Source organism: Nonomuraea sp. NPDC050202 (assembly GCF_040656115.1).
Classification (GTDB): domain Bacteria; phylum Actinomycetota; class Actinomycetes; order Streptosporangiales; family Streptosporangiaceae; genus Nonomuraea.
This window is the reverse complement of record NZ_JBFALF010000001.1, coordinates 185,258-206,748: the sequence shown is the minus strand read 5'-3', so window position 1 is coordinate 206,748 and position 21,491 is coordinate 185,258. Positions and strand designations below refer to the sequence as shown.

20 protein-coding genes are annotated in these 21,491 nt (G+C 73.2%); 10 read left to right on the top strand and 10 right to left on the bottom strand.

Annotated features, from left to right (window positions below; translation table 11 throughout):
- Nucleotides 1-8 precede the first annotated feature (8 nt).
- Complete coding sequence (locus AB0I79_RS01110) at nucleotides 9-1,160, top strand: hypothetical protein (protein ID WP_357865621.1); 1,152 nt, start codon at nucleotides 9-11, stop codon at nucleotides 1,158-1,160.
- Here the strand turns inward: AB0I79_RS01110 and AB0I79_RS01105 are convergent.
- Entirely contained in the window at nucleotides 1,134-1,898 is a 765-nt protein-coding gene (locus AB0I79_RS01105) for a TetR/AcrR family transcriptional regulator (RefSeq protein WP_357865620.1), read from the bottom strand. The genes AB0I79_RS01110 and AB0I79_RS01105 overlap by 27 nt on opposite strands.
- Before the next feature lie 87 nt (nucleotides 1,899-1,985).
- Between AB0I79_RS01105 and AB0I79_RS01100 the strand changes: the two genes are divergently transcribed.
- Both AB0I79_RS01100 and AB0I79_RS01095 read left to right on the top strand, forming a co-directional pair.
- Nucleotides 1,986-2,903, top strand: a complete 918-nt coding sequence (locus tag AB0I79_RS01100) for an ATP-binding cassette domain-containing protein (protein WP_357865618.1) — start codon at nucleotides 1,986-1,988, stop codon at nucleotides 2,901-2,903.
- A complete protein-coding gene (locus AB0I79_RS01095) occupies nucleotides 2,900-3,679 on the top strand; it encodes an ABC transporter permease (protein ID WP_357865616.1) in 780 nt (259 codons plus the stop codon). The genes AB0I79_RS01100 and AB0I79_RS01095 overlap by 4 nt, the downstream gene beginning before the upstream one ends.
- Here the strand turns inward: AB0I79_RS01095 and AB0I79_RS01090 are convergent.
- From AB0I79_RS01090 to AB0I79_RS01065, 6 genes are all read right to left on the bottom strand, one after another.
- Nucleotides 3,671-5,062 (bottom strand): hypothetical protein, encoded by a 1,392-nt coding sequence (locus AB0I79_RS01090; RefSeq protein WP_357865614.1) that lies wholly within the window; start codon nucleotides 5,060-5,062, stop codon nucleotides 3,671-3,673. The two genes, AB0I79_RS01095 and AB0I79_RS01090, sit on opposite strands and share 9 nt — an antisense overlap.
- 5 nt (nucleotides 5,063-5,067) lie before the next feature.
- On the bottom strand, nucleotides 5,068-5,499 hold the full coding sequence (locus AB0I79_RS01085) for a hypothetical protein (protein ID WP_357865612.1): 432 nt from the start codon (nucleotides 5,497-5,499) through the stop codon (nucleotides 5,068-5,070).
- Entirely contained in the window at nucleotides 5,496-7,625 is a 2,130-nt protein-coding gene (locus AB0I79_RS01080; protein ID WP_357865611.1) for a right-handed parallel beta-helix repeat-containing protein, read from the bottom strand. The genes AB0I79_RS01085 and AB0I79_RS01080 overlap by 4 nt, the downstream gene beginning before the upstream one ends.
- Nucleotides 7,626-7,803: 178 nt before the next feature.
- The gene (locus AB0I79_RS01075) at nucleotides 7,804-8,406 is read right to left on the bottom strand and encodes a TetR/AcrR family transcriptional regulator (protein ID WP_357865609.1); all 603 of its coding nucleotides are present in this window, start codon (nucleotides 8,404-8,406) and stop codon (nucleotides 7,804-7,806) included.
- Nucleotides 8,407-8,511: 105 nt separating this feature from the next.
- Complete coding sequence (locus tag AB0I79_RS01070; RefSeq protein WP_357865607.1) at nucleotides 8,512-10,074, bottom strand: MFS transporter; 1,563 nt, start codon at nucleotides 10,072-10,074, stop codon at nucleotides 8,512-8,514.
- Between the two features lie 183 nt (nucleotides 10,075-10,257).
- Nucleotides 10,258-11,496: an MFS transporter gene (locus AB0I79_RS01065; protein WP_357865606.1), complete on the bottom strand. Its 1,239-nt coding sequence runs from the start codon at nucleotides 11,494-11,496 to the stop codon at nucleotides 10,258-10,260.
- A gap of 147 nt (nucleotides 11,497-11,643) precedes the next feature.
- Here AB0I79_RS01065 and panB point away from each other — a divergent pair, with 147 nt between their 5' ends.
- On the top strand, nucleotides 11,644-12,474 hold the full coding sequence (panB, locus tag AB0I79_RS01060) for a 3-methyl-2-oxobutanoate hydroxymethyltransferase (RefSeq protein WP_357865605.1): 831 nt from the start codon (nucleotides 11,644-11,646) through the stop codon (nucleotides 12,472-12,474).
- A gap of 103 nt (nucleotides 12,475-12,577) precedes the next feature.
- Here the strand turns inward: panB and AB0I79_RS01055 are convergent, their stop codons facing one another.
- Both AB0I79_RS01055 and AB0I79_RS01050 read right to left on the bottom strand, forming a co-directional pair.
- Nucleotides 12,578-13,609: a pyridoxal-phosphate dependent enzyme gene (locus AB0I79_RS01055; protein WP_357865604.1), complete on the bottom strand. Its 1,032-nt coding sequence runs from the start codon at nucleotides 13,607-13,609 to the stop codon at nucleotides 12,578-12,580.
- 10 nt (nucleotides 13,610-13,619) lie between these two features.
- A complete protein-coding gene (locus tag AB0I79_RS01050) occupies nucleotides 13,620-14,792 on the bottom strand; it encodes an aminotransferase class I/II-fold pyridoxal phosphate-dependent enzyme (RefSeq protein WP_357865603.1) in 1,173 nt (390 codons plus the stop codon).
- A gap of 59 nt (nucleotides 14,793-14,851) precedes the next feature.
- Here AB0I79_RS01050 and AB0I79_RS01045 point away from each other — a divergent pair, with 59 nt between their 5' ends.
- From AB0I79_RS01045 to AB0I79_RS01020, 6 genes are all read left to right on the top strand, one after another.
- Entirely contained in the window at nucleotides 14,852-16,273 is a 1,422-nt protein-coding gene (locus AB0I79_RS01045) for a PLP-dependent aminotransferase family protein (protein ID WP_357865601.1), read from the top strand.
- A 12-nt stretch (nucleotides 16,274-16,285) separates the two neighbouring features.
- Nucleotides 16,286-16,975 carry an alpha/beta hydrolase gene (locus AB0I79_RS01040; protein ID WP_357865599.1) on the top strand — a complete coding sequence of 230 codons (690 nt, stop codon included), beginning with the start codon at nucleotides 16,286-16,288 and terminating at the stop codon, nucleotides 16,973-16,975.
- Nucleotides 16,976-17,020: 45 nt separating this feature from the next.
- Entirely contained in the window at nucleotides 17,021-17,902 is an 882-nt protein-coding gene (locus AB0I79_RS01035) for an ABC transporter ATP-binding protein (protein ID WP_357865597.1), read from the top strand.
- Entirely contained in the window at nucleotides 17,899-18,618 is a 720-nt protein-coding gene (locus AB0I79_RS01030) for an ABC transporter permease (RefSeq protein ID WP_357865595.1), read from the top strand. The genes AB0I79_RS01035 and AB0I79_RS01030 overlap by 4 nt, the downstream gene beginning before the upstream one ends.
- A gap of 8 nt (nucleotides 18,619-18,626) precedes the next feature.
- The gene (locus tag AB0I79_RS01025) at nucleotides 18,627-19,865 is read left to right on the top strand and encodes a histidine kinase (protein WP_357865593.1); all 1,239 of its coding nucleotides are present in this window, start codon (nucleotides 18,627-18,629) and stop codon (nucleotides 19,863-19,865) included.
- Nucleotides 19,866-20,007: 142 nt separating this feature from the next.
- On the top strand, nucleotides 20,008-20,613 hold the full coding sequence (locus tag AB0I79_RS01020; RefSeq protein ID WP_357865592.1) for a response regulator transcription factor: 606 nt from the start codon (nucleotides 20,008-20,010) through the stop codon (nucleotides 20,611-20,613).
- Nucleotides 20,614-20,783: 170 nt separating this feature from the next.
- Here AB0I79_RS01020 and npdG read toward each other — a convergent pair whose 3' ends face one another.
- Complete coding sequence (gene npdG, locus AB0I79_RS01015; RefSeq protein ID WP_357865591.1) at nucleotides 20,784-21,437, bottom strand: NADPH-dependent F420 reductase; 654 nt, start codon at nucleotides 21,435-21,437, stop codon at nucleotides 20,784-20,786.
- Nucleotides 21,438-21,491 lie beyond the last annotated feature (54 nt).

Below are 21,491 nucleotides of genomic sequence, written 5' to 3'. Positions count from 1 at the left end.
AGGACGAGATGGAGCAGTGGCACCGGGATCACGCGATGCTGGCGTTGCGGATCAGCCGGCTGGCGACGGGCGGCGCGAGCGGCACCGCGCTGATCTACCGGGGACCGGCCGAGTGGGCCGCGGCGGTGGAGGCGGAGCCGCCGGCCGCGGCGGGGGCGCTGGCGGAGGAGGCGGAGCGGCTGATGGAGTGCGCGCCGACCGCCTACCTCGCCGCCCACGTGCGCGCCGTCCGCGCCATGGCCCGTCACCTGGACGGCGAGCGGCTGCCGCTGGCCGAGTACGGGCGGCAGTGCCTGGGGCTGGAGCCGCGGTGGGTGCCGGAGGAGGTGTTCGAGCAGGCACACGCCGACCTGGACGCGGCCCTGCCGAGGACCTCCGGCACGCCGGCCGACCGGCTCAGGGCGTGGCAGGAGGCGCACACGCTGCGGGACATCGAGCGGCTGCCCGGGCTGGTGGACCGGGCGGTGGCGGAGACGCGGGCCCGGACGGGCGCGATCGTCCCGCTGCCGCCCGGGGAGGTGGTGGAGTGCCGGCTGGTCGAGGGCGTGGGGTTCCACGGGGCGGGTGACTACGAGGGCGGGCTGAAGTCCACCATCCACATCAACAGGGCGATCCCGTTCAACGTCGCCGACCTGCTGTATCTGGTGGCGCACGAGGGGCATCCCGGGCACATCGCCGAGTCGATGCTCAAGGAGCTGCGTCTCGGGGACGAGCAGCGGGTGCGGTTCATGCTGTCGCCGTCGTTCGTGCTCAGCGAGGGGCTGGGGCTGCTGGCCGAGGAGCTGGTGTTCCCCGGGGACGAGGCGCAGGCGTGGCTGAACGCGAACGTCTTTCCCGAGCTGGGCATCCGGCCGGACGGCAGCGACTTCGCGGCCGTGCACCGGGCCAGGAACGTGTTGTGGGGCGTCTGGGGCAACGCGGCGTTCCTGGCGGATGAGGGGCGGGACGAGGCGGAGCTGGCCGCGTACCTGGCGCGGTGGTCGCTCTACGGTGACGGCGAGGTGGCGGCGGCGCTCGGGCTGCTCAAGCCCTCGCCGATGAGCCCGTACATCTTCGGATATTTCCACGGATGGGAGCTGGTGCGGCGGTGGGCGACCGGCCCCGAGCGGGTACGCCGGCTGCTGACCGAGCAGCTACTGCCCGCCGACCTGACCTCCTGACGCGCGCCGCGCGATGAGCTGCTCCACGCCGTCGAGCAGCAGGTCGAGGCCGAAGCGGAAGTCGTCGTCGTGGACCCAGCCCTCGGCGCCGCGGAAGGCGCCGCCCCGCACGGCGGCCGACGCGGCGGGGTAGCGCTCGGGGTCGAGCAGCTCCACCAGCATCTCGCCGTAGTCGGCGGCGCCCCCGATCCCGGCCTCCTCGAACTCCTGGAAGCCGGCCCCGGCCGACTGGACGATCGCCGCGTCGGTCAGCGCGTACCCGGTCAGGGCGCTGGCCACGTTGATCTTCTCCCCGTCGTCGAGACCCGTGCCGTCGAGCGCGGCCAGCGCCCGGTCCAGCCAGAGCAGCCGCCGCGGGCCGAGCGGCGGGGCGAACTTCGTGATCTGCAGCACCCAGCCGTGCTTCAGCACGAGGTCGCGCTGGAGCCGGGTCCACAGGGCGAGGTAGTCGCGCCAGGGCAGGCCCGACGGATCCGGCGGGTCGGGGGCGATGGCGTCGGACATCAAGGTGAGCAGGTCGTCCTTGCTGCCGATGTACCGGTACAGCGCCGTCGCCGCCACCCCGACCTTCGTGGCCACGCTGTTCATCGACACCCCGGCCAGCCCTTCGGCGTCGGCGAGCTCGATGGCGGCGGCGGTGATCGTGGGCAGGTCGAGCCGCGGCCGCGGCCCCCTGCGCGGCACCGGCTCGCGCCCCCACAACCGCTGCAGCATGGGGGGCAACCGGTCTTGCGCCATCGAACTCCTCCTTGACTCCCTCCTAGGATTCTGCATTATCTTAAAACTATGAACGGCATACACAGTAAGACATTCACAGATGCCATCGTGGCCCGGGGGCTCACCAAGTCGTACGGCGGGACACGAGTATTGGCCGGGATCGACCTGACCGTGCCCACCGGCTCGCTGCTGGCGCTGCTCGGGCCCAACGGCTCGGGGAAGACGACGACCGTACGGATCCTGACCACGCTCCTGGCCCCGGACGGCGGCACCGCCACGGTGGCCGGGCACGACGTGACGCGCGAGGGCCCGCAGGTGCGCCGCGCCATCGGGCTGACCTCCCAGCAGGCCACGGTGGACGCGTTGCTGACCGGGCGGGAGAACCTGGAGCTGTTCGCCGGCCTCTACCACCTGGGCCGCCGCCGGGCCAGGCGGCGGGCGGAGGAACTGCTGGAGCGCTTCGACCTCACCGGTGCCGCCGACCGCCGCGCCGGCACGTACTCGGGCGGCATGCGCCGGCGCCTGGACCTGGCGGCCAGCATGGTGTCGGCGCCGCCGATCCTGTTCCTGGACGAGCCCACGACCGGCCTCGACCCGCGCAGCAGGGCCGAGCTGTGGTCGGTGATCCGCGAGCTGCTGGCCTCCGGCACCACCATCCTGCTGACCACGCAGTACCTGGAGGAGGCCGACCAGCTCGCCGACCGCGTCGTGGTGATCAACGGGGGCCGCGTCGTCGCCGACGACTCCCCCGCCGCGCTGAAACGCCAGGTCGGCAGGGAACGCCTGGCCCTGCGCCCGGCGCGGCCCGCGGACCTGCCCCTCGCGGGCGCCACCCTGCAGGGCGCCCACGTCGACCCCGAGGCAGGGGAGCTCACGCTGGCCCTCCAGAGCCCCGACCACCTGCGGCACGCGCTGGACGTGCTGCACGGGGCGGGCATCCCGGTCGAGCACGTGGAGCTGCGCACCCCCACCATGGACGACGTCTTCTTCGAGCTCACGGCGACCGCGACAGGAGCACTGGCGTGAACGCCTCCCTCACCTCGGCCGGCGACCTGCGCCGCCTGGTCGTCCGCGACCTGCGCCGCGACCTGCGCGTCCTGGACGGCCTCATCGTGAACACGGCCCTGCCCGTGATGATCATGGTCCTGTTCGTGTACGTGTTCGGCGGCGCGATCACGACCGGCTCCAGCGGGCTGGACTACATCGACTTCGTCGTGCCCGCCGTCCTGCTCATGTCCGGCGGGTACGGCGCCGCGCTGACCGCGGTGACCATCGCCGACGACATGACCGGCGGCATGATCGACCGCTTCCGCACCCTGCCGATCAGCGGCTGGGTGGTGCCCGCCGGGCACGTCGTGGCCTCGGTGATCCGCAACGTCGCGTCCTCGGCCATCGCCCTGGCCGCCGCGCTCCTGCTCGGCTTCCGCCCCGACGCCTCGCTCGCCGACTGGGCGCTGGTACTGGCCCTGGTGACGGGGTACGTGCTGGCGATGTCCGCGCTGGCGGCGGTCTGGGGGCTGCTGGTCAGCTCGTCCCAGGCGGCCGGGGCGTTCAGCTTCGTCGTGCTCTTCCTGCCGTACGTGTCGGACGGCATCGTCCCGGCAAAGACCATGCCGGGCGTGCTGCGGGACTTCGCCTACAACCAGCCGCTGACACCCATCATCGAGGCCATGCGGTCGCTGCTGCTGGGCCTGCCCATGGGGTCGTCGGGGGCGGTGGCCACCGCGTGGCTCGCGGGCACGGTGGTGATCTGCGTACCGGTGACGGCGGTGCTGTTCCGCCGCAGGACCGCCTCACGCTAGCAGGAGGGTCAGGCCGCCGGTCGTGTAGCAGACCATCAGCACGAACAGCGGGATCTGGCCCGCCACCGCCCTGGCGGGCGGCAGCAGCCTGACCGAGCGGTCGTGGGCGGCCACCACGCCCGCGACGTGGCCGATCACGATGGCCAGCACCTGCACGGTGGCGATCGTGCCGGGCGCGACGGCGTTCTGGTCCACCTCGGCGTCCAGGCCCAGCGCCAGGACGATCGCGTGCCGGCCCTCGATGACCAGCAGCGAGAAATAGTGCGCGATCAGGTAACCGGCGGCGATCGGAAGCAGCGAGTGGGCGAAGCGGCCGGTCAGCCCCCTCGTGCCGCCGATCAGGCCGGCCGCGCCGAGGCACGCGGCGTACAGCGCGGCCACCCCGGCGACGGCCGCCAGCAGGCCGAGCGTCCCCAGGCCCGCGCGACCGCCGAACGGGGCGGACTGCAGGGCGTTCACCCAGGCCGGGCTGGTGGACAAGCCGTCGTAGGCGGTGCTGCCGAGCAGCACGCAGACCGTGGCGACCAGGCCGGGGGCCGGGGCGATGGCGTCCAGGCCGTCGAACGGGTTGCGCAGCACGCGCCTGCCGTCCGCGCGCCGGCCGAGCGGGGACAGGTGGCCGATCAGGGTCGAGTACACCTCGAACGGGTCGCCGCGTTCCAGCCAGGCGTGGCCGTACACGAGGGTGCCGGCGAGCTGGGCGGCGGCGTACAGGGTGAGGAAGATCAGCAGGGTGGGGGGTGCGGCGGGCTCGGGGGCGACCAGCTCCGTCCAGGTGAACGCGAGCAGCCCCGCCGCCGCGGGCCAGAGACCGAGCCCGGACGGGTACGGGCGGCGCGGCCGGTCGGGCAGCAGCCGGAACGGGTTCAGCGCCCGCCACACCGGGCCGAACAGCAGCGACGCGGGCACCAGGCCGACCCAGAAGAGCACGTACACCAGGTACGGGCCCGCGTTCTCCGCCGCCGGGCCGAGGACCAGCCAGCCGAGGGTGTAGACGGCGGCCAGAAGGGTCAGGACGCGCACGACCAGGCGCACCCGGCCCGGACCGGTGGGACGGCGCCGCACCCCCGAACCGCCAGGGCCGCGCCGCACCACCGAGCCGTCAGGATCGCGCGGCAGCGCCGGGCGTTCGGGAAGGCGGAGCGTGATCGGGCGGCCGGCCAGGTCGCCGCGGAAGCGGGAGTCGGCCCAGAGCAGGCCGAGCGCCAGGAACGAGACGACGAGCGCGGCGAACGCGCCCGCGTAGGCGTAGAAGATCGGGATCGGCAGGTCGGCCCGCTCCCCGACACCGTGCGCGAGGAGATCCACCACCGGCACCTCACCGCCACGCGCCAGCAGGTCCACCGGCCCGCCGCCGTGCAGGAGCGCCCCCGCCGGGTCCATGCCCGTCACCGGACCGCGAGCTGGGCCAGGACCAGCTTGCCGCCATGCGTCTCCACCTGGAACACGCCGGTCAGGTCCGCCGTGAACCGGACGGTCGCGGGCACCCCGGGGCGCAGCTCGGCCACGAGGTCGTAGCCGTGCACGTGCAGCTCGTCGGCCACGTCGCTGGTGACGGTGATGCTGACCTGCCGCCCCTTGGCCACCTCCAGCCAGCCGGGAGGCGGACGGACCCGGCCGCCCGCGATCGTGATCTCGGCGTCCGCCCGCCCGATCGGCGCGCCGGTCGCCACCTCGTGGCTGTTGCCGGGATCGCGGTGGGTCGGCGACAGCGGCCCGCATCCCGCGGCGAGTGCCCCCGCCAGGACGGCACAGCACACGCGGACGCCCCGGGAGTCCCGCACCGCAGGCGCGCCCCGCCCCCGGAAGGCCGGCCTCACGTGGGCACCTCCGCCTCGGCGGGCCGCTCGGCCGCCGCGCGCCGCCGCCGGGGCGCCAGCACGACGACCGCGCACAACACCCAGAGCCCGGTGAGGAGCCCCCGGATCCACCCCGGGCCCAGCGGGATGACCGGGATCAGGTACACCAGCCGGTCGAACGCGTCCGCGCAGGCCAGCACCCCGACCACGATCGTGAACCAGCCGAACACCGGCCGCCCCGCCCGCAGCGCCGAGCCCAGGCACAACCACCACGCCCCCATGAGCAGCAACGCCGCCCCGGCCTGCGCCGGGCTGCCGAGGGCCGCGGCCACGACGTCGAGCACCAGCCCGAGCCCGCCCGCCAGGGTCCCGGCCACGACCAGCCGGTGCCCGCGCCGGGTCGTCGCCGCCGGAGCGGCCGTGACCCCGTGCCCCGCCGCCCCGTCACCGTCATGCGCCTGAGCAGCGCGCCCGCGCCGCCTGACCAGGTGCCGCGACCGCCACCAGAACAGCCCCGCCAGCAGCCCCAGCACCAGCGAGCCGCCCAGCGCGAGCTGCGCCTCCACCTTGCCCAGCCCCGACGCCCCGAACCAGTCGCACCCGGCGGGCAGCCGCGCCTCGGCGGCGCTGAAGTCGGCGCACAGGTACAGCTTGACGAGCTTGACCGGCTCGGCCAGCAGCCGCCGCGTCCCGCCCGTCAGCTCGGGCGCCGCCGCGGCGCAGACGGGCAGCACCATGGGCGAGGACGCGCCTGTGTTCCCCTGCCAGCAGTTGCCGGTGCCCTGGCCGTCCCACCAGACGTCCAGCCCGTTCGGCCGCCGCTCCCCCGTCGGGCTGACGCCGAACACGTTGCCCTCGTACCGGTTGAAGTCGGACGTGTCGGCCTGCTTGGCGAGGTCGTTCTCGCCCCTGATGAACGCGGGCACGCCGAAGAGGTGGAACCCGGCCCGCCGGTGCCCCCAGACCTGGTTGTTCTTGAAGACGTTGTAGTTGCCGCCCGCCACGATCACGCCGGTGCCCGGCGGCACCCCCACCTGCGAGCACACCACGCCCCGCTCGTAGCCGCGCTCGGCGGGCGGCTTGGCGCAGGTGCCGTCGCGGGTGTGGCGGTAGTAGTCGCGGTTGTTGTCGTAGATCTTGTTGTTCTCGAATTTCGCGTGGTTCTGCGGCAGGCCGGGGTGGGAGGGCCAGAGGCTGTCCATCGTGGCGCCGACCATGTTGTCGTAGAACTCGTTGTCGTGCACCCAGAGCGAGTCGCCCGCGGTGCCCGAGTAGCCGAGCGCGTTGTCGTGGCTCTTGCAGCGGCGGATCTCGATGGCGTAGCGGGGGACGTCGTGGCCGCGGCCCTCGTTCAGGTTGGAGGCGCTGCCCGGGTAGAGGCCGCCGTCGCCGTTGCCGTACGACTCGCAGTCGGTGTAGAGGCCGTGGTCGCTGGCGAAGGTGAGGAAGCCGTACTCGTCGTTCCAGCGGGTCAGGACGCGGTCGATGACGAAGCCGTCGGTCTCGAGCACGTACAGGGAGTTGAACGTGGTGCGCTGCGCGGTGAGGTTCCTGAAGTAGACACCGTCGGCGCGGTCGGCGCGGACGGCGTTCAGCTTGCGGTACTCGGCGTCGATGACGACGTCCAGAGGGCCCGCGCCGGTGCCCTCGATCTGGAGGTCCTGCTTGCCGAGGATGGCGACGAGGTTCTGGTTGTGCGGGCACTGGACCTGCTGCTCGTAGCTGAGGATCTGGTAGCCCCAGTCCGACCAGCGGGCGGGCAGGCGGGCGCAGGCGCCGGTGGGGGCGGGCCGGCTGGGCTCCTCGCGGTAGAGGCCGGGCAGGATGGCGATGGTCATTCCGGGGCGGTTCACCCGGTCGACGGCCTCCTGTACGTGCCGCACCCCTTTTTCCTGACATTTCGCGAATAAGTCGAGGTTGCGGGTTTTGAGGTCAGCAGGGAAATGCGCGATCCGGCGTTCGAAATCGGCTTTGTCGGTCTTGCAGACGAGCAGGTCGGGCTCGCCCTGCCGCAGGACCGGCACCGAGCCCGTGCCGTCGGGGAACGAGACCGGGCGCTCCTCGTGGGCCAGGGCCGCGCCGCCACCGGCCACCAGCAGGCCCGACACCAGTGCGACGATGGACGCGAGCTTCCGCATGTGGCCCATGGCCGGAGATTAGAACAAGGCTCACGTTCTGCCTAGGCCGGAAGATCCGGAAATGATGGTGCCCCGCGAAGTCGGCCATCCGTGCAACTTCGTGGGGCAGACCAGGAGGCTAGCGAGCCCGCCTACATTTCTTCTTCATGTCTCGCGGCATGTCTCGCGGCATGTCTCAAGGCACGTCTCACGGCGCCATGCCGGCCAGGGCCGCGTCGACGACCCGCTCGGCCAGGTCGAGCGAGAGGTCGCCGGCGGGGCCCCACTTGGTGTGCCACAACATGGTGCCGGAGATCATCGCCTGCGCCATGTCCACGTCGAGGTCGGCGCGGAGCTCGCCGGAGGCGATGCCGCGCTCGATCACCTGGCGCATCGCGTCCCTGCGGGGCTCGACGGCCCGCTTGAGGAAGCGCTCGAACAGCTGCGGGTAGCGGTCGGCCTCGCTCATCGCGATGTTCATCACGCAGCGGCTGCGGGCCTGGCCGTGCTCCCTGCGCATGGCATCGACCAGGGCGATCAGGTCGTCGCGCACCGACGTGCCGGACAGCGGCGGCAGCGGCGCCTTGAGCGTGGAGAGCGCGTCGACGACCAGGTCCTCCTTGTTGGACCAGCGCCGGTAGATCGTGGTCTTGCCGACGCCCGCCCGCGAGGCGATCGCCTCGATGGTCAGCTCGGACACGCCCATGCCCTCGCCGATCAGGTCGAGGGTCGCCTCGACGATCGCCTTCTCGGCCTTCTCGCTGCGCGGACGGCCCGCGGGGCGGGCAGTCCCGGATTCCTGGATCGTCATCGCGGCCTCACCATACCTCGCCGGCGCGGGCGCGCCGGTCGCCAGGGCGGCCGGTCACGTACGCGCCGCCGTCCGCTGCTCGCTCCATCGGCCGGCCCCCGCCCCTCACCCGCGGGACGACGTCAGCACCGGCTCCTCCTGGGCCGCGTGCTTGGCGGCGCGGACCTTGCCGGGCATCCACCGGGCCACCACCGCGATGCCGAGCAGCCCGATCACCGCCGACACCAGCGCCGTGACGTGCATGCCGTCCACGAACGCGGTGAACGCCGGCTGCACCAGCGCCCGCCCCTGGGCGCCGAGCTCCTGCACCACGGTCATCGTCGCCATGAGCGACTCACCGGCCGCGTGCCGTACGTCCTCGGGCAGGCCGGCCAGCGCGGGCTCCATCTGGCCGCGGTAGCTGGACGACAGCACCGAGCCGAGCACGGCCACGCCGAGCGCGCCGGACACCTGCCGGACGGTGTTGCTCATGGCCGAGCCGACACCGGCCTTCTCCCTGGGCAGCGACTCCATGATGGCCGTGGTCGCGGGCGGCATGATGTTCGCCATCGCGGCGCCCTGGACGAAGAAGATGACCTCGATCAGCACGATCGGCGTGTTCTGGTCCATGAGCGCGTAGCTGCCCAGGGCCAGCGTGACCACGATCATGCTGACGGTGGCCGACAGCTTGGCGCCGAACCGTTCGTTGATGCGCTGGCTGAGCGGCGCGAAGATGAGCTGCGCGGCGGCGAACGGGATCATCAGCGCGCCCGCCTGGATCGGCGTGAACCCCAGCACGATCTGCAGGTAGAACGTGAGGAAGAACATCCCGCCCATCATCGCGAAGAAGACGATGCCCATCATGCCGATGGCCGAGCTGAAGCGCACGTTGCCGAAGCTGCGCACGTCGAACACCGGGTGGTCGATGCGCCGCTCCCACCACACGAACACGCCCAGCACCGCCACCCCGGCCAGCGTCGGGACCAGCACCTCCGCGCTCGCCACGGTGCCCAGCTCGCCACCGCGGATGATGCCGTACACCAGGGCCACCAGGCCGATGATGGACAGCACCACGCCGACCGGGTCCAGCCTGGACGGCTTGGGGTCACGCGACTCGGGCACGACGGCCGCGATGAGGATCATGCTGATGATCACGATCGGCACGTTGATCAGGAAGACCGAGCCCCACCAGAAGTGCTCGATCAGCAGGCCGCCCGTGATGGGGCCGATCGCCACCGCGAGGCCCACGCCACCGGCCCACACGCCGATCGCCTTGCCCCGCTCGGCCGGCGGGAACACGTTGGAGATGATCGCCAGCGTGGCCGGCATGATGGCCGCGCCGCCGATGCCCATCGCCGCCCTGGCCAGGATCAGCTGCATCGGGTCCTGCGAATAGGCGCTGGCCAGCGAGGCCAGGCCGAACAGCAACATGCCGATGAACAACATGCGCTTGCGCCCTGTTCGGTCGCCGATCACGCCGAAGGTGAACAACAATCCGGCGAACACGAGCGTGTAGGAGTTGATCGCCCACTCCAGCTCGCTCTGGGTGGCGCCCAGGCCGACCGTCTCGTCGGCGATGGTCTTCATCGCCACGTTCAGGATCGTGTTGTCGAGCACCACGGCCAGCAGGCTGAACACCAGCACGCCGAGGATCCCCCAGCGGCGTGGATGTCCTGTGTTCGGGTCCATGAAAGACATCCTTAATTTCGATACGTCTAAGTTTCGCAACGCCACCGTATCGCAAGGCATTCCGATACGCAACGGTCCCGTTTCGTAAACTGGAGGTGAACTCCCGCCCTCGCACGGGCCCATGAGACGCGACGGGGCCCGGGAGCAGCCCCCGCTCGCTCCCGGGCCCCGCTCACACCACTGTCAGGACGGCGAGACGGCGGCAGGCTCGGGCAGCTCGGCGGCCTCCGGCTTCAGCTGCGTCCCCGAACCATCGCCGGGCGGGCGGCGCCGCCAGAACGGCAGGGCGACCACCACCATGGCCACCCCGACCACCCCGGCCAGCACGAACGCCCACTCCGGCCCGGCCCCGTCGATGACGGCGCCCGCGATGGGCGCCGAGGCGGCCCCGCCGATCAGCAGGGCGGTGCCGTGGAAGCCCATCGCCTCGCCCCGCGCCGCGCTGGGCACCCACCGGCTGAGCGCGTCGACGGTGGACGACAGGGCGGGCGCGCACAGCAGCCCGGCGGGCAGCAGCGCCAGCACCAGCCAGTGCCAGCCGCCCCCCACCAGCCCCACCGGGATGGTCAGCACGCCCATGGCGGCGATCAGGGCCAGGGGCGAGAAGCCCCGCGACAGCCCGCCGTACACGAAACCGCCGACGAGCGAGAACACGCACCAGATGGCCACCGCCAGCCCGACCCACACGGTCTGGCCCGCCTGGTTCATGGTGGCGACCAGGGAGAGCTCGGTAGCGGTGAGCACGAACGTGGCGGCCGCGGCCGTGCCGAGCAGCGCCACGAACGCCGGCGTGAGCCACTGCCGCCTCGGCACCTTCACGGCCTCCACCTCGAGCTCCGCGACCGACCGGACCGGCGGGTTGAGCAGGATCAGCCCCAGCCCCGCCGCCGTCAGGCCGGCCCCGATGGCCGTCAGCGTCACGCCGCTGCCCAGCGTCGTGATGCCCGCGACCGCGAGCGCGGGCCCCACCATGTACGACATCTCGACCAGCATCGAGTCGAGCGCGAACCCGCTGCGCCGCTGCTCGACCGGCACCATGGCCGCCAGGCACTGCCTGGTCACGCTGAACACCGGCAACGCCAGCAGGCCCGCCACCGCCGCCGCCACGAGCAGGACGGGGAACGGCAGCGCCCACGCGCTCGCCCAGAACGCCGCCTGCGCCACGGTGGTGACGGCGAGCACCGGACGCAGCCCGTGCCTGTCGACGAACCTTCCCGCCAGCGGCGAGCCGACGGCCATGCCGATCGTGCTGGCCATGGAGATCAGCCCCGCCGGGCCGTAGTCGAGCCCCATCACCTCCGCCACGTGCAGGGTCAGCGCCATGCCCACGGCCGTGGCGGGCACGCGGGCCAGCAGCCCCACCAGGAGCAGCGTGGGGACGCCTGGGATCTTGAGCAGGCGACGGTAAGGGTCGAGAGCCATGGTGTTCATTACCTCCGACGTCGATTGTGTCAAGAGGCACCGACAGTTTTGCCACAGGTTTTCCGCGTATGACCGCGCGTGCCATCATCGGAGTGAGTCCGGGGACGCCACTGGGGCGCCTCGAGACGTCTCCTGGAGGGTTCACACATGTCCTCTTCAACCACGCTGTACGGCGGCGTGTCCGGGCGCCGCGTCACCGTCCGCGACCTCACCGCCGCCAAGGAGCGCGGAGAGCGGTGGCCGATGGTCACCGCCTACGACGCGATGACGGCGCGGGTGTTCGACGCGGCGGGCATCCCGGTCCTGCTCGTGGGCGACTCGGCGGCCATGGTCGTCTACGGCTACGACTCCACGCTCCCGGTCACGGTCGACGACCTCCTGCCGCTCACGGCCGCCGTCGTGCGCGGCTCCGCGCGCGCCCTGGTGGTCGCCGACCTGCCGTTCGGCTCGTACCAGGCCTCGCCCCAGCAGGCCCTGGAGTCGGCGGCGAGGTTCATGAAGGAGGCCGGGGCGCACGCGGTCAAGCTGGAGGGCGGGCGGCGGGTCCTGCCGCAGGTCGAGGCGCTGGTCTCGGCCGGCGTGCCGGTCATGGCGCACCTCGGGCTGACCCCGCAGTCGGTCAACGTCATGGGCGGTTACCGCGTACAGGGGCGGGGCCAGTCGGGCGACGAGCTCATGTCGGACGCCAAGGACCTGGAGCGGGCCGGGGCGTTCTCGGTGGTACTGGAGTGCGTGCCGGCCGACCTGGCGCAGCGGGTGACGACGTCGCTGGCGATCCCGACTATCGGGATCGGGGCGGGAGCGGCGACGGACGCCCAGGTCCTGGTGTGGCAGGACCTCATGGGGCTCACGCCGCGGCCGGCCAGGTTCGTCAAGCGGTACTCCGATCTCGCCGGCGAGATGGACCGCGCCGTACGCGCCTTCGCCGACGACGTGGCGTCCGGGGCGTTCCCGGCGGCGGAGCACACCTACAGCTGAGCGGGCACCTGCCTGGTGGCCGCCCGCACGGGCCGGGCACGCGCCCGGTGGCCGCCCGGGTGGGGTGGCCACCGGGTCTCAGCGTGATGGCGTGCGTGCCGGGTCAGCCGGTGGTCAGCGTGGCGGGGTCGGTGTTCGAGCCGCACACCACCACGGCCACCCGCTCCCCCGGCACCGGCCGGTAGACGCCCGACAGCAGCGCCGCGTAGGCGGCCGCGCCCGCGTGCTCGGCCGCCAGCCGGTGCCGCTCCCAGAGCGTACGCCGCGCCGACACGATCGCCTCGTCCGTCACCAGCACGCTCTCCACCCGGGGCCCGGACAGCACCTCGAACGCCAGCCGGCCGATCTTGCTGGCCCCGAGCGCGTCGGCCGCCACGCCGCCGACCTCGACCTGCACCGGCTCGCCCGCCTGGAGCGCCGCGTGCAGGGTCGGGATCCGCTCGGGCTCGACGCACACGATCTTCGGCCCGCCCGCCCCGGCAGCGCCCGCCGGACCGGAACCGGCCGAAGCCACCGCGCCCGCCGAACCGGAACCGGCCGAGACCGCAGCGCCCGCCGGACCGGAACCGGCCGAAGCCGCGGCGGCCGTGCCGAGGGTGATGCCCGCTGCGAAGCCGCCGCCGCCGACCGCCACCAGCACCGTGTCCACCCCGCCGGTCTGCTCGACGAGCTCCAGCCCCGTCGTGCCCTGCCCGGCCACCACCTCGGCCTGATCGTAGGCGTGCACCACCAGCGCCCCGGTCTCGGCGGCCCGCTTGGCGGCGGCGTCGGCGGCGTCGGAGTAGATGGCGCCGGTCTGCGTGATGTGCGCGCCCAGCGCCCGAAGCCCCGCCACCTTGACCGGGCTGGTCACCTCGGGCACGAAGATCTCCGCCCGCACGCCCAGGGCCCGCGCGGCGAACGCCACCGCCAGCCCGTGGTTGCCCCCGCTGGCGGCGATCACGCCGCTCCCGGGCAGCTCACCGGCGGACAGCATGCGGTTGAACGCCCCCCGCACCTTGAAGGACCCCGTGTGCTGCAGCAGCTCCAGCTTCAGCCACAGCCCCGGCGAAACCTCGATCACGGGCGTGCGGAGCACGTGCCCGGCGATCCGCCGTGCGGCCGCCGGCACGTGCTCACGGTCAACAGTCGTCACGGTCCTCAGGCTATGCCAGGGCCTGTGACACGTCGGCCCACAGGTCCTCGGGGTGCTCGATGCCGACCGCGATGCGGACGGTGCCCTCGCCGATGCCGCTGCGCCGCAGCTCCTCCGGGCTGAGCGCGCGGTGGGAGGTGGTGGCGGGGTGCAGGACGAGCGTCTCGACGCCGCCGAGCGAGGGGGCGAGCAGCGCCAGGCGTACGGAGCTCATGAACCGCTCCCCCGCCGCCCGCCCGCCGGCCAGGTCGAACGAGAACACCCCGCCGAACCCGGGCAGCAGCTTGGCCGCCAGCTCGTACGAGGGATGCGTGGCCAGCCCCGGCCAGTGCACGGCCGTGACGGCGGGGTGCTCGGCCAGCCGGGTGGCCAGGTACTCGGCGTTGGCGCAGTGGCGCTCCATGCGCAGCGCGAGCGTCTGCAGCCCGCGCACCGTCAGCCAGCTCGCGAACGGGTCGGGCGAGGCCCCCAGCTCGATCGCGAAGTGCCACAGCTTGTCGTAGAGCCCGCGATCGGCGAAGACGGCGATCCCGCCCACCACGTCGGTGTGCCCGGACAGGTACTTGGTGGTGGAGTGCACGACGATGTCCGCCCCGTGCTCGAACGGGCGGCACAGCAGGGGCGTGGCGAACGTGTTGTCCACCACGGACAGGATCCCCAGGTCGCGGGCCGCCTCGCACATCCCGGGCAGGTCGGCCACCAGCGTCATCGGGTTGCTGATCGTCTCCAGGTAGACCAGCCGCGTCTCGGGGCGGACGGCGGCGCGCAGGGCGGCGGGATCGTTCTCCGGCACGTACGTGACGGTGATGCCGAACCGGGCGACCAGCTCGTTGATCATGGCGGCGGTGCCCCCGTACAGGGAGCGCTGGGCCACGAAGTGGTCGCCGGGCTTGAGCAGGCCGAGCAGGACCACGTTGATCGCGCCCATGCCCGAGCCCGTCGCGATGGCGTGCTCGCCGCCCTCCAGCCCGGCCACGGCGAGCTCCAGCGAGCGCACGGTCGGGTTGCTGTAGCGCCCGTACACGAACGCCCCGTCGGGGCGCCCCATCGACTCGGCCATGACGGCGGGGTCGTCGAAGGTGAAGCCTGAGGTCTGGTAGATCGGCACGCTGATGGGGCGGCTGCCCTCGATGGGCGGCTGCGGGACGTGCACGGCTCTCGTCTCGGGGCGGAAATCGTTCATGACTCCAGGATCCATCCGCCGCGGATCCGATGTCAGAGCCAATACGGCAGAATTGGTCCATGAATGGGGCCAATCTCGATGACCTCGTCGATCTGCTCGGCCGGTGGGCGTCCGGGCGCGGGCCGCTGTACCTGCTGCTCGCCGCCCGCCTGCGGGCGCTGATCGACGACGGCGTGCTCGCGCCCGACGAGCCGCTGCCTCCCGACCGGGTGCTGGCCAGGCGGCTGGCGGTGGGCCGGGGCACGGTGGTGGCCGCGTACGACCTGCTCCAGCAGGAGGGCCGGCTGGTGCGCCGCCAGGGCAGCGGCACCAGGGTGGCCGCGCTCGACCTGCCCGCCACGCGCACGGCCGACGGCGTGGCCGCCAACCCGCTGCTGCTGCACATCCTGCACCCGCCGGACAACGTGCAGCTCCTGACCTGCGCCGCCCCGCACGACCCGCCGCCCGCGCTGTGCGAGGCGTACGCCGAGGCCGCCCACCGCCTGGCCGGGCTGCACGAGATGGGTTACCAGCCAGCGGGCAACCCGGAGCTGCGGGCCGCGCTGGCCGCGTACTACACGGGCCGCGGCGTGCCCACGACGCCCGAGGAGATCATCGTGACGACGGGCGCCCAGCAGGCGCTCACCCTGCTCACCAGCCTGCTGGTGGCGCCGGGCGACACGGTGCTGGCCGAGACGCCGGCCTACCCGGGCGCGCTGGAGGCGTTCCGGCACGCGGCGGCGGTCGTGCGGCCCGCCGCCAGCATCGAGGACCTGCGCGAGCGCCCGGCGCTGGCCTACTTCGTCCCCTCGGTCCGCAACCCGGACGGCGCGATCATGGACAACCCGTCACGCAGGCGGCTGGCCACGCTGGCCGCCGAGCACGACGTGCCGCTGATCGACGACGAGGTCCGCGCCGAGCTGTGCTTCTCGGGCGAGACCCCGATGCCGCTGGCCGGCTTCCACCGGGGCGAGCAGATCATCACGGTCGGCTCGCTGAGCAAGCTCGTCTGGGGCGGGCTGCGGGTGGGCTGGATCCGCGCGGCGGCGCCGCTGGTCTCGCGGCTGGCCAGGCTGCGGGCCGTGCAGGACCTCGGCGGCGAGGTGGTCAGCCAGCTCGCCGCCGCCGCGCTGCTGCGCCGCCTGGACGAGGTCCGCGCCGCCCAGCTCGCGACGCTGCGCCGCCGCCACGACCATCTGTGCGCCGAGCTGCGGGCACGGCTGCCGTCCTGGACGTTCGAGCCCGCCCTCGGCGGCCAGACCATCTGGGTACGCGTCCCGCACGGCGACGCCGACTCCTTCGCCCAGGTGGCGCTCAGGCACGGCGTCGCGGTGCCTCCCGGCCGCTCCTTCGACCCGCTGGGCGCCTACGCCGACCACCTGCGGCTGCACTTCCTCTTCCCCGAGGACGAGCTTTCGCGGGCGGTGGACAACCTGGCCGCGGCCTGGGCCTCGTACGACGGGGCCGGTCGCGCGGTCTCCCGCCACCCCCTCGTCGTCTGAAAGGGTGGATGGATGCAGACGACGTTCGTACTCGTGCACAGCCCCTCCGTCGGGCCCTCGACGTGGGCTCCGGTGGCCGAGTCGCTGGAGCGCCGCGGGCATGCCGCCGTGGTGCCCGACCTGACCGGCGTGTCGGCGGGCGGGGCACCCTACTGGCCGAGGGTGGTGGCGGCGGTGCGGGCCGCCGTGCCCGCCGACGGGCCCCTCGTGCTGGTCGTGCACAGCAACGCCGGGTTCTTCCTGCCGGTGGTCAAGGAGGGGCTGGGCGAGCGGGTGGTGGCGTGCGTGTTCGCCGACGCGCACATCCCGCCCGGTGAAGGGCTGGTCAAGACCGCCGAGGAGGCGTTCCTGCCGTTCCTGCACGACCTGGCCGGCCCCGAGGGCGTGCTGCCGCGCTGGACCGACTGGTGGGACGAGGAGGACGTGGTGGCCATGCTGCCCGACCCCGCCGTCCGGATCCGGGTGGCCGCCGAGCAGCCGCGGCTGCCGCTCGACTACTACACGCAGCCGATCCCCGTGCCCGCCGGATGGGACACCGTCAGGTGCTCGTTCCTGTGGTACGGCCCGCCGTACGACGCGGTCGCCGAGGAGGCGGCCCACCGGGGCTGGCCGGTGACCCGGGTGCCCGGCATGCACCTGCACCAGATCGTCGATCCGGAAGGTGTCACCGACGCGCTGCTCAAGCTCTCCAGGAAGTCGTGAATTCTTCACTGTCGCCCGGCTCCGCCCCCGGCGACAGTGGGACGCATGACAGCGATCGACGTGAGCGGGCTCCGCAAGAGCCATCAGGGTTTCGAGGCGGTGCGGGGCATCTCGTTCGAGGTGGCCGAGGGAGAGATCTTCGCGTTGCTCGGCAGGAACGGCGCGGGCAAGACCACCACGATCGAGGTGCTGGCCGGCTTCCAGCGGGCCGACGGCGGCACGGTACGGGTGCTGGGCCTCGACCCGCACGCCGACCGCGCGGCCGTACGCCGGCGCACCGGCGTCATGCTGCAGGAGGCCGGGTTCTTCCCTGACCTGACGGTCGCCCGGACCGTCGACATCTGGCGCGACTTCACCTCCGCGCCCCGGCCCCGCGACGAGGCGCTGGAGCTGGCCGGGCTGCGGGCCAGGTCGGGCACCAAGGTGCGCCAGCTCTCCGGTGGCGAGAAGCGCAGGCTGGACCTGGCGCTGGCCCTGCTTGGCCGCCCCGACCTGCTCTTCCTCGACGAGCCGACCGCCGGCATGGACCCGGAGGCGCGCGCCGCCACCTGGCAGGTCATCCGCGACCTGGCCGGTCAGGGCACCACGATCCTGCTGACCACGCACTACCTGGAGGAGGCGCAGCGCCTGGCCGCCTCGATGGCGATCATGGACGAGGGCCGCATCGTGGCCTCCGGCGGCATGGCCGAGACGCTCGCGGCCCGCGGCGGGCGGGTGGCGTTCCGGCTGCCCGAGCACGTGGACCCCGGCGCCCTGCCGCTGCCGGTCACGGTCGAGCAAGGGCTGGCCGTGTGCCGCGCCGAGGATCCCGACCTGGCCGCCCAGACGCTGCTGACCTGGGCGGCCGAACGCGGGCTGCGCCTGGCGGGCCTGGAGGTCCGCGCCGCCACGCTGGAAGACCTCTTCATGGAGATGAGCGCCCGATGAGCCTGACCGCCACCTACCGTCTCGGCACCCGCCTGTTCTGGCGGGACAAGGCCATGCTGTTCGCCTCGGTCGTCACGCCGGTCGGCCTGGCCGTGGGCCTGCCCACGCTGATGCGGCACGTCACCGCCGGCGGCGTCACCGGCGCCGCCGCGCTCGCCCAGAGCTCGATCTCGATCCTGCTGGCGATCACCGCGTTCATGAACATCGCCGTGGCCCTGACCGCCCGCCGCGACCAGCTCGTGCTCAAGCGGCTGCGCTCCACCCGGCTGACGGACGGCCAGCTCCTGCTGGGCCAGATCGCCAGCACGGCCACGCAGACCGTGGCCCTGATCGTGGTGTGCGCGGTGGCCGTGCGGTTCGCCGCGGGCGTGCCGCTCCCCGCGAACCCCGTGGCCTTCGCCGCCGTCACGATCGCGGGCTCCGTGGTGATGTCCCTGCTCGGGGCCGCGTACACGGCGGCGATCCCGCGGGCCGAGCTGGCCGCCGCCTACACCATGCCGGTCTTCCTCGTCGCCGCGGTGTCGGCGGGCGCGATGGGGCCCGTCCCGGTGCCCTCCTGGCTGCGGCCCGCCCTGGACCTGCTGCCCACCACGGTCGTGGTGGACGCGGTCAGGACCGGCGAGGTCGTGGCGCCGCTCCTCGTGCTGGCGGGCTGGGCCGTCGTGGGCTTCGTCGCGCTGCGGCTGTGGTTCCGCTGGGAACCGCGCAGGTCATAATCGTGGTCGTGGTCTCCTCCTCCGCTGCCCGCCGGCTGGCGAGCGTGCTCATCACAGCCGTCTCGTGCGCGTACACGGCGATCACGCTCGTCTACTTCCGGCAGGGCGCCTACTACGGCCTGCTGGCCGTCGCGTCCATGGCGGCCGTCGTCGCCACCCATCACGTGAACATGCGGGCCGGCCTGCGCGGTGCGCGGCCGCCCCTGTTCCCCGCGACGCTGGTGCTGCAGGCGGTGGCCACCTACCTGCCCGACCTCCTGCTGCCCGGCGGCATGTCGGCGCTCACCGCACCGATGCTCGCCGGGTCGGTGCTGGTGCTCCTGCCGCTGGGCCGGGGCGGCGCGCTGGTCGGGCTGATGATGCTGAGCGAGGGCACCCGGATGTGGTGGGGCCTGGGGGCGGCCCACGTCACGTTCTTCTACGTGGCCACGATCGCGACGACGGGCGCCATGATCTACGCGCTGGTGCGGTTCGTCCGGGTGACGGTGGAGCTGGAGCAGGCCAGGGCCGAGCTGGCGGAGGCCGCGGTGCTCAAGGAACGGCTGCGCATCTCCCGCGACCTGCACGACGGCCTGGGCCGCAGCCTCACCGCGATCGCGCTCAAGGGCGATCTGGCCGGCCGGCTCATCGAGCGCGACCCCGGCGCGGCGCGTACGGAGGTGGGCGAGCTGGTGCAGGTGGCCAGGGAAGCCGCCCAGGACGTGCGGCACGTCGCCAGGGGGTACCGGGAGCTGTCGCTGGCGGGCGAGGTGGACCGGGCGGTGGCGCTGCTGGAGTCGTCGGGGGTGGGCGTGCAGGCGAACCTGGTGGACGTGCGGCTGCCGAGGCGCTCGGAGGAGGCGCTGGCCTGGGCCGTACGCGAGGGCGTCACCAACGTCCTGCGCCACAGCAGGGCCACGACCTGCACCATCACCACGTCATTGCACGGCGGCGCGGTGCGGCTGGAGGTGGCCAACGACGGCGCGCCACCCTCCCCCGCCCCTGTCCCCGGCGCCGCGGGTGACGGTCCCACGGGGCCGGCCGAGCGGATGGCGCAGGCGGGCGGCGGCCTGACGGCGCAGGCGGAGCGGACGGCGCAGGTGGAGCGGACGGCGCAGGTGGAGCGGGCGGCGCAGGTGGAGCGGGCGGCGCAGGCGGGCGGCGGCCTGACGGGGCTGGCCGAGCGGGCGGCACAGGCGGGCGGGTCCTGTACCAGCACCCTGACGGGCGAGGGCGGCTTCCTCCTGGCCGTCGAGGTCGCGACGTGACCCTGACCCGCGTCGTCCCGCGAACCTACGCCGTTCCACCGACCCGCGCCGTTACGCCGACCCGCGCCGTTACCCCGGGCCGCGGTTTGCCGCCGACCCACGCTGCGGAGGGCCGTGACAGGCACACGGCGGGAGCCACCCCATGATCAAGGTGCTGCTCGCCGAGGACATGCACATGATCCGCGCTGCCCTCACCGCCCTGCTCCGCCTGGAGCCCGACATCGAGGTCGTCGCGGAGGTCACCCGCGGCGACGAGATCGTCCCCGAGGCACTGCGCGTCCGGCCCGACGTCGCGGTCCTGGACATCGACCTCCCGGTCGTGGACGGCATCACCGCCGCCGCCACGCTCCTCGAGCGCCTGCCGTCCTGCCGCGTCCTGGTGCTCACGGCGATGGGCCAGCCCGGTCACGTGCGCAGGGCGCTGGCCGCCGGCATCGAGGCGTTCCTGGTCAAGGACGCCCCGGGCGACCGGCTGGCGGACTCGATCAGGCGCACCGCGGCCGGGCTGCGCGTGCTGGACGCGGAGCTGGTGTCGTCGGCCATGGAGTACGGCGAGAGCCCTCTGACGCCCCGGGAGTCCACCGTGCTCAAGGAGGCCGCCAGGGGCGCCTCGGCCGAGGAGATCGCCGCCCGCCTCCACCTCTCCCCCGGCACCGTACGCAACTACCTGACCGGGGCGATCACGAAGACGGGCGCGCGTAACAAGATCGACGCCATCCGGATCGCCGAGGACGCCGGCTGGCTGTGACACCCGGCTGCCCACCGACCACACCTCCGGCACCCGGACACCTGGCATTCACGTGCCGGACGCCCACGTGCCGGCCCGGACGCGTACCGGACGCCCACATGCCGGCCCGGACGCGTGCCAGGCGCCCACATGCCGACCGCCCGCGTGCCGGGCGGCGGGAGGTGCGGCCGTCAGATGTCGGTGATGCGCAGCCCGGCGTGAGCCTTGTAGCGGCGGTTGACCGAGATGATGTTGGCGGTGAGCGCCTCGATCTGGTGAGCGTTGCGCAGCCGCCCCCCGTACACGCCGCGCACACCCGGGATCACCTCGGCCAGCGCCTGCACGGTGTCGGTGGCCTCGCGGTCGTCACCCAGCACCAGCACGTCGAGGTCCACCTTGTCCACGGCCGGATCCATCAGCACCACGGCCGACACGTGGTGGAAGGCGGCCACCACCCGGCTGTCGGGCAGCACGGCCGCCGCCTGCTGCGCGGCGCTGCCCTCCTCGACCTGCAACGCGTACGCGCCCTGCTTGTCGAACCCGAGCGGGTTCACGCAGTCGACCACGATCTTGCCCGCCAGCTCGCCCCTCAGGGACTCCAGCAAGGCCTTGTGCCCCTCGTACGGCACCGCCACGATCACGATGTCGGCCCGCGCGGCCACGACCGCGTTCTCGTCACCGGTCGCGCCCGCCCCGATGGACTCGGCAGCCTCCTGGGCCCGCTGGGCGCTGCGCGAGCCGATCAGCACCGGATGCCCCGCCAGCGCGAACCGTCGCGCCAGCCCCTTCCCCTGGTCACCGGTGCCGCCGAGGATGGCGATGGAAAGTCCGTTCACGTCTGTCATAACCAGATCATGCCAGGCCCACCCGGCACGAGGACCGGGTGGGTCTGTCGCGTG

Coding starts and splice junctions, on each gene's coding strand:
- AB0I79_RS01070 (WP_357865607.1), bottom strand. CDS start 10,074: ATGGACCCGAACACAGGACATCCACGCCGCTGGGGGATCCTCGGCGTG.
- AB0I79_RS01110 (WP_357865621.1), top strand. CDS start 9: ATGGAGCAGTGGCACCGGGATCACGCGATGCTGGCGTTGCGGATCAGC.
- AB0I79_RS01035 (WP_357865597.1), top strand. CDS start 17,021: ATGACAGCGATCGACGTGAGCGGGCTCCGCAAGAGCCATCAGGGTTTC.
- AB0I79_RS01065 (WP_357865606.1), bottom strand. CDS start 11,496: ATGGCTCTCGACCCTTACCGTCGCCTGCTCAAGATCCCAGGCGTCCCC.
- AB0I79_RS01020 (WP_357865592.1), top strand. CDS start 20,008: ATGATCAAGGTGCTGCTCGCCGAGGACATGCACATGATCCGCGCTGCC.
- AB0I79_RS01090 (WP_357865614.1), bottom strand. CDS start 5,062: ATGGACCCGGCGGGGGCGCTCCTGCACGGCGGCGGGCCGGTGGACCTG.
- AB0I79_RS01075 (WP_357865609.1), bottom strand. CDS start 8,406: ATGACGATCCAGGAATCCGGGACTGCCCGCCCCGCGGGCCGTCCGCGC.
- AB0I79_RS01080 (WP_357865611.1), bottom strand. CDS start 7,625: ATGGGCCACATGCGGAAGCTCGCGTCCATCGTCGCACTGGTGTCGGGC.
- AB0I79_RS01105 (WP_357865620.1), bottom strand. CDS start 1,898: ATGGCGCAAGACCGGTTGCCCCCCATGCTGCAGCGGTTGTGGGGGCGC.
- AB0I79_RS01030 (WP_357865595.1), top strand. CDS start 17,899: ATGAGCCTGACCGCCACCTACCGTCTCGGCACCCGCCTGTTCTGGCGG.
- AB0I79_RS01040 (WP_357865599.1), top strand. CDS start 16,286: ATGCAGACGACGTTCGTACTCGTGCACAGCCCCTCCGTCGGGCCCTCG.
- AB0I79_RS01045 (WP_357865601.1), top strand. CDS start 14,852: ATGAATGGGGCCAATCTCGATGACCTCGTCGATCTGCTCGGCCGGTGG.
- npdG (WP_357865591.1), bottom strand. CDS start 21,437: ATGACAGACGTGAACGGACTTTCCATCGCCATCCTCGGCGGCACCGGT.
- panB (WP_357865605.1), top strand. CDS start 11,644: ATGTCCTCTTCAACCACGCTGTACGGCGGCGTGTCCGGGCGCCGCGTC.
- AB0I79_RS01050 (WP_357865603.1), bottom strand. CDS start 14,792: ATGAACGATTTCCGCCCCGAGACGAGAGCCGTGCACGTCCCGCAGCCG.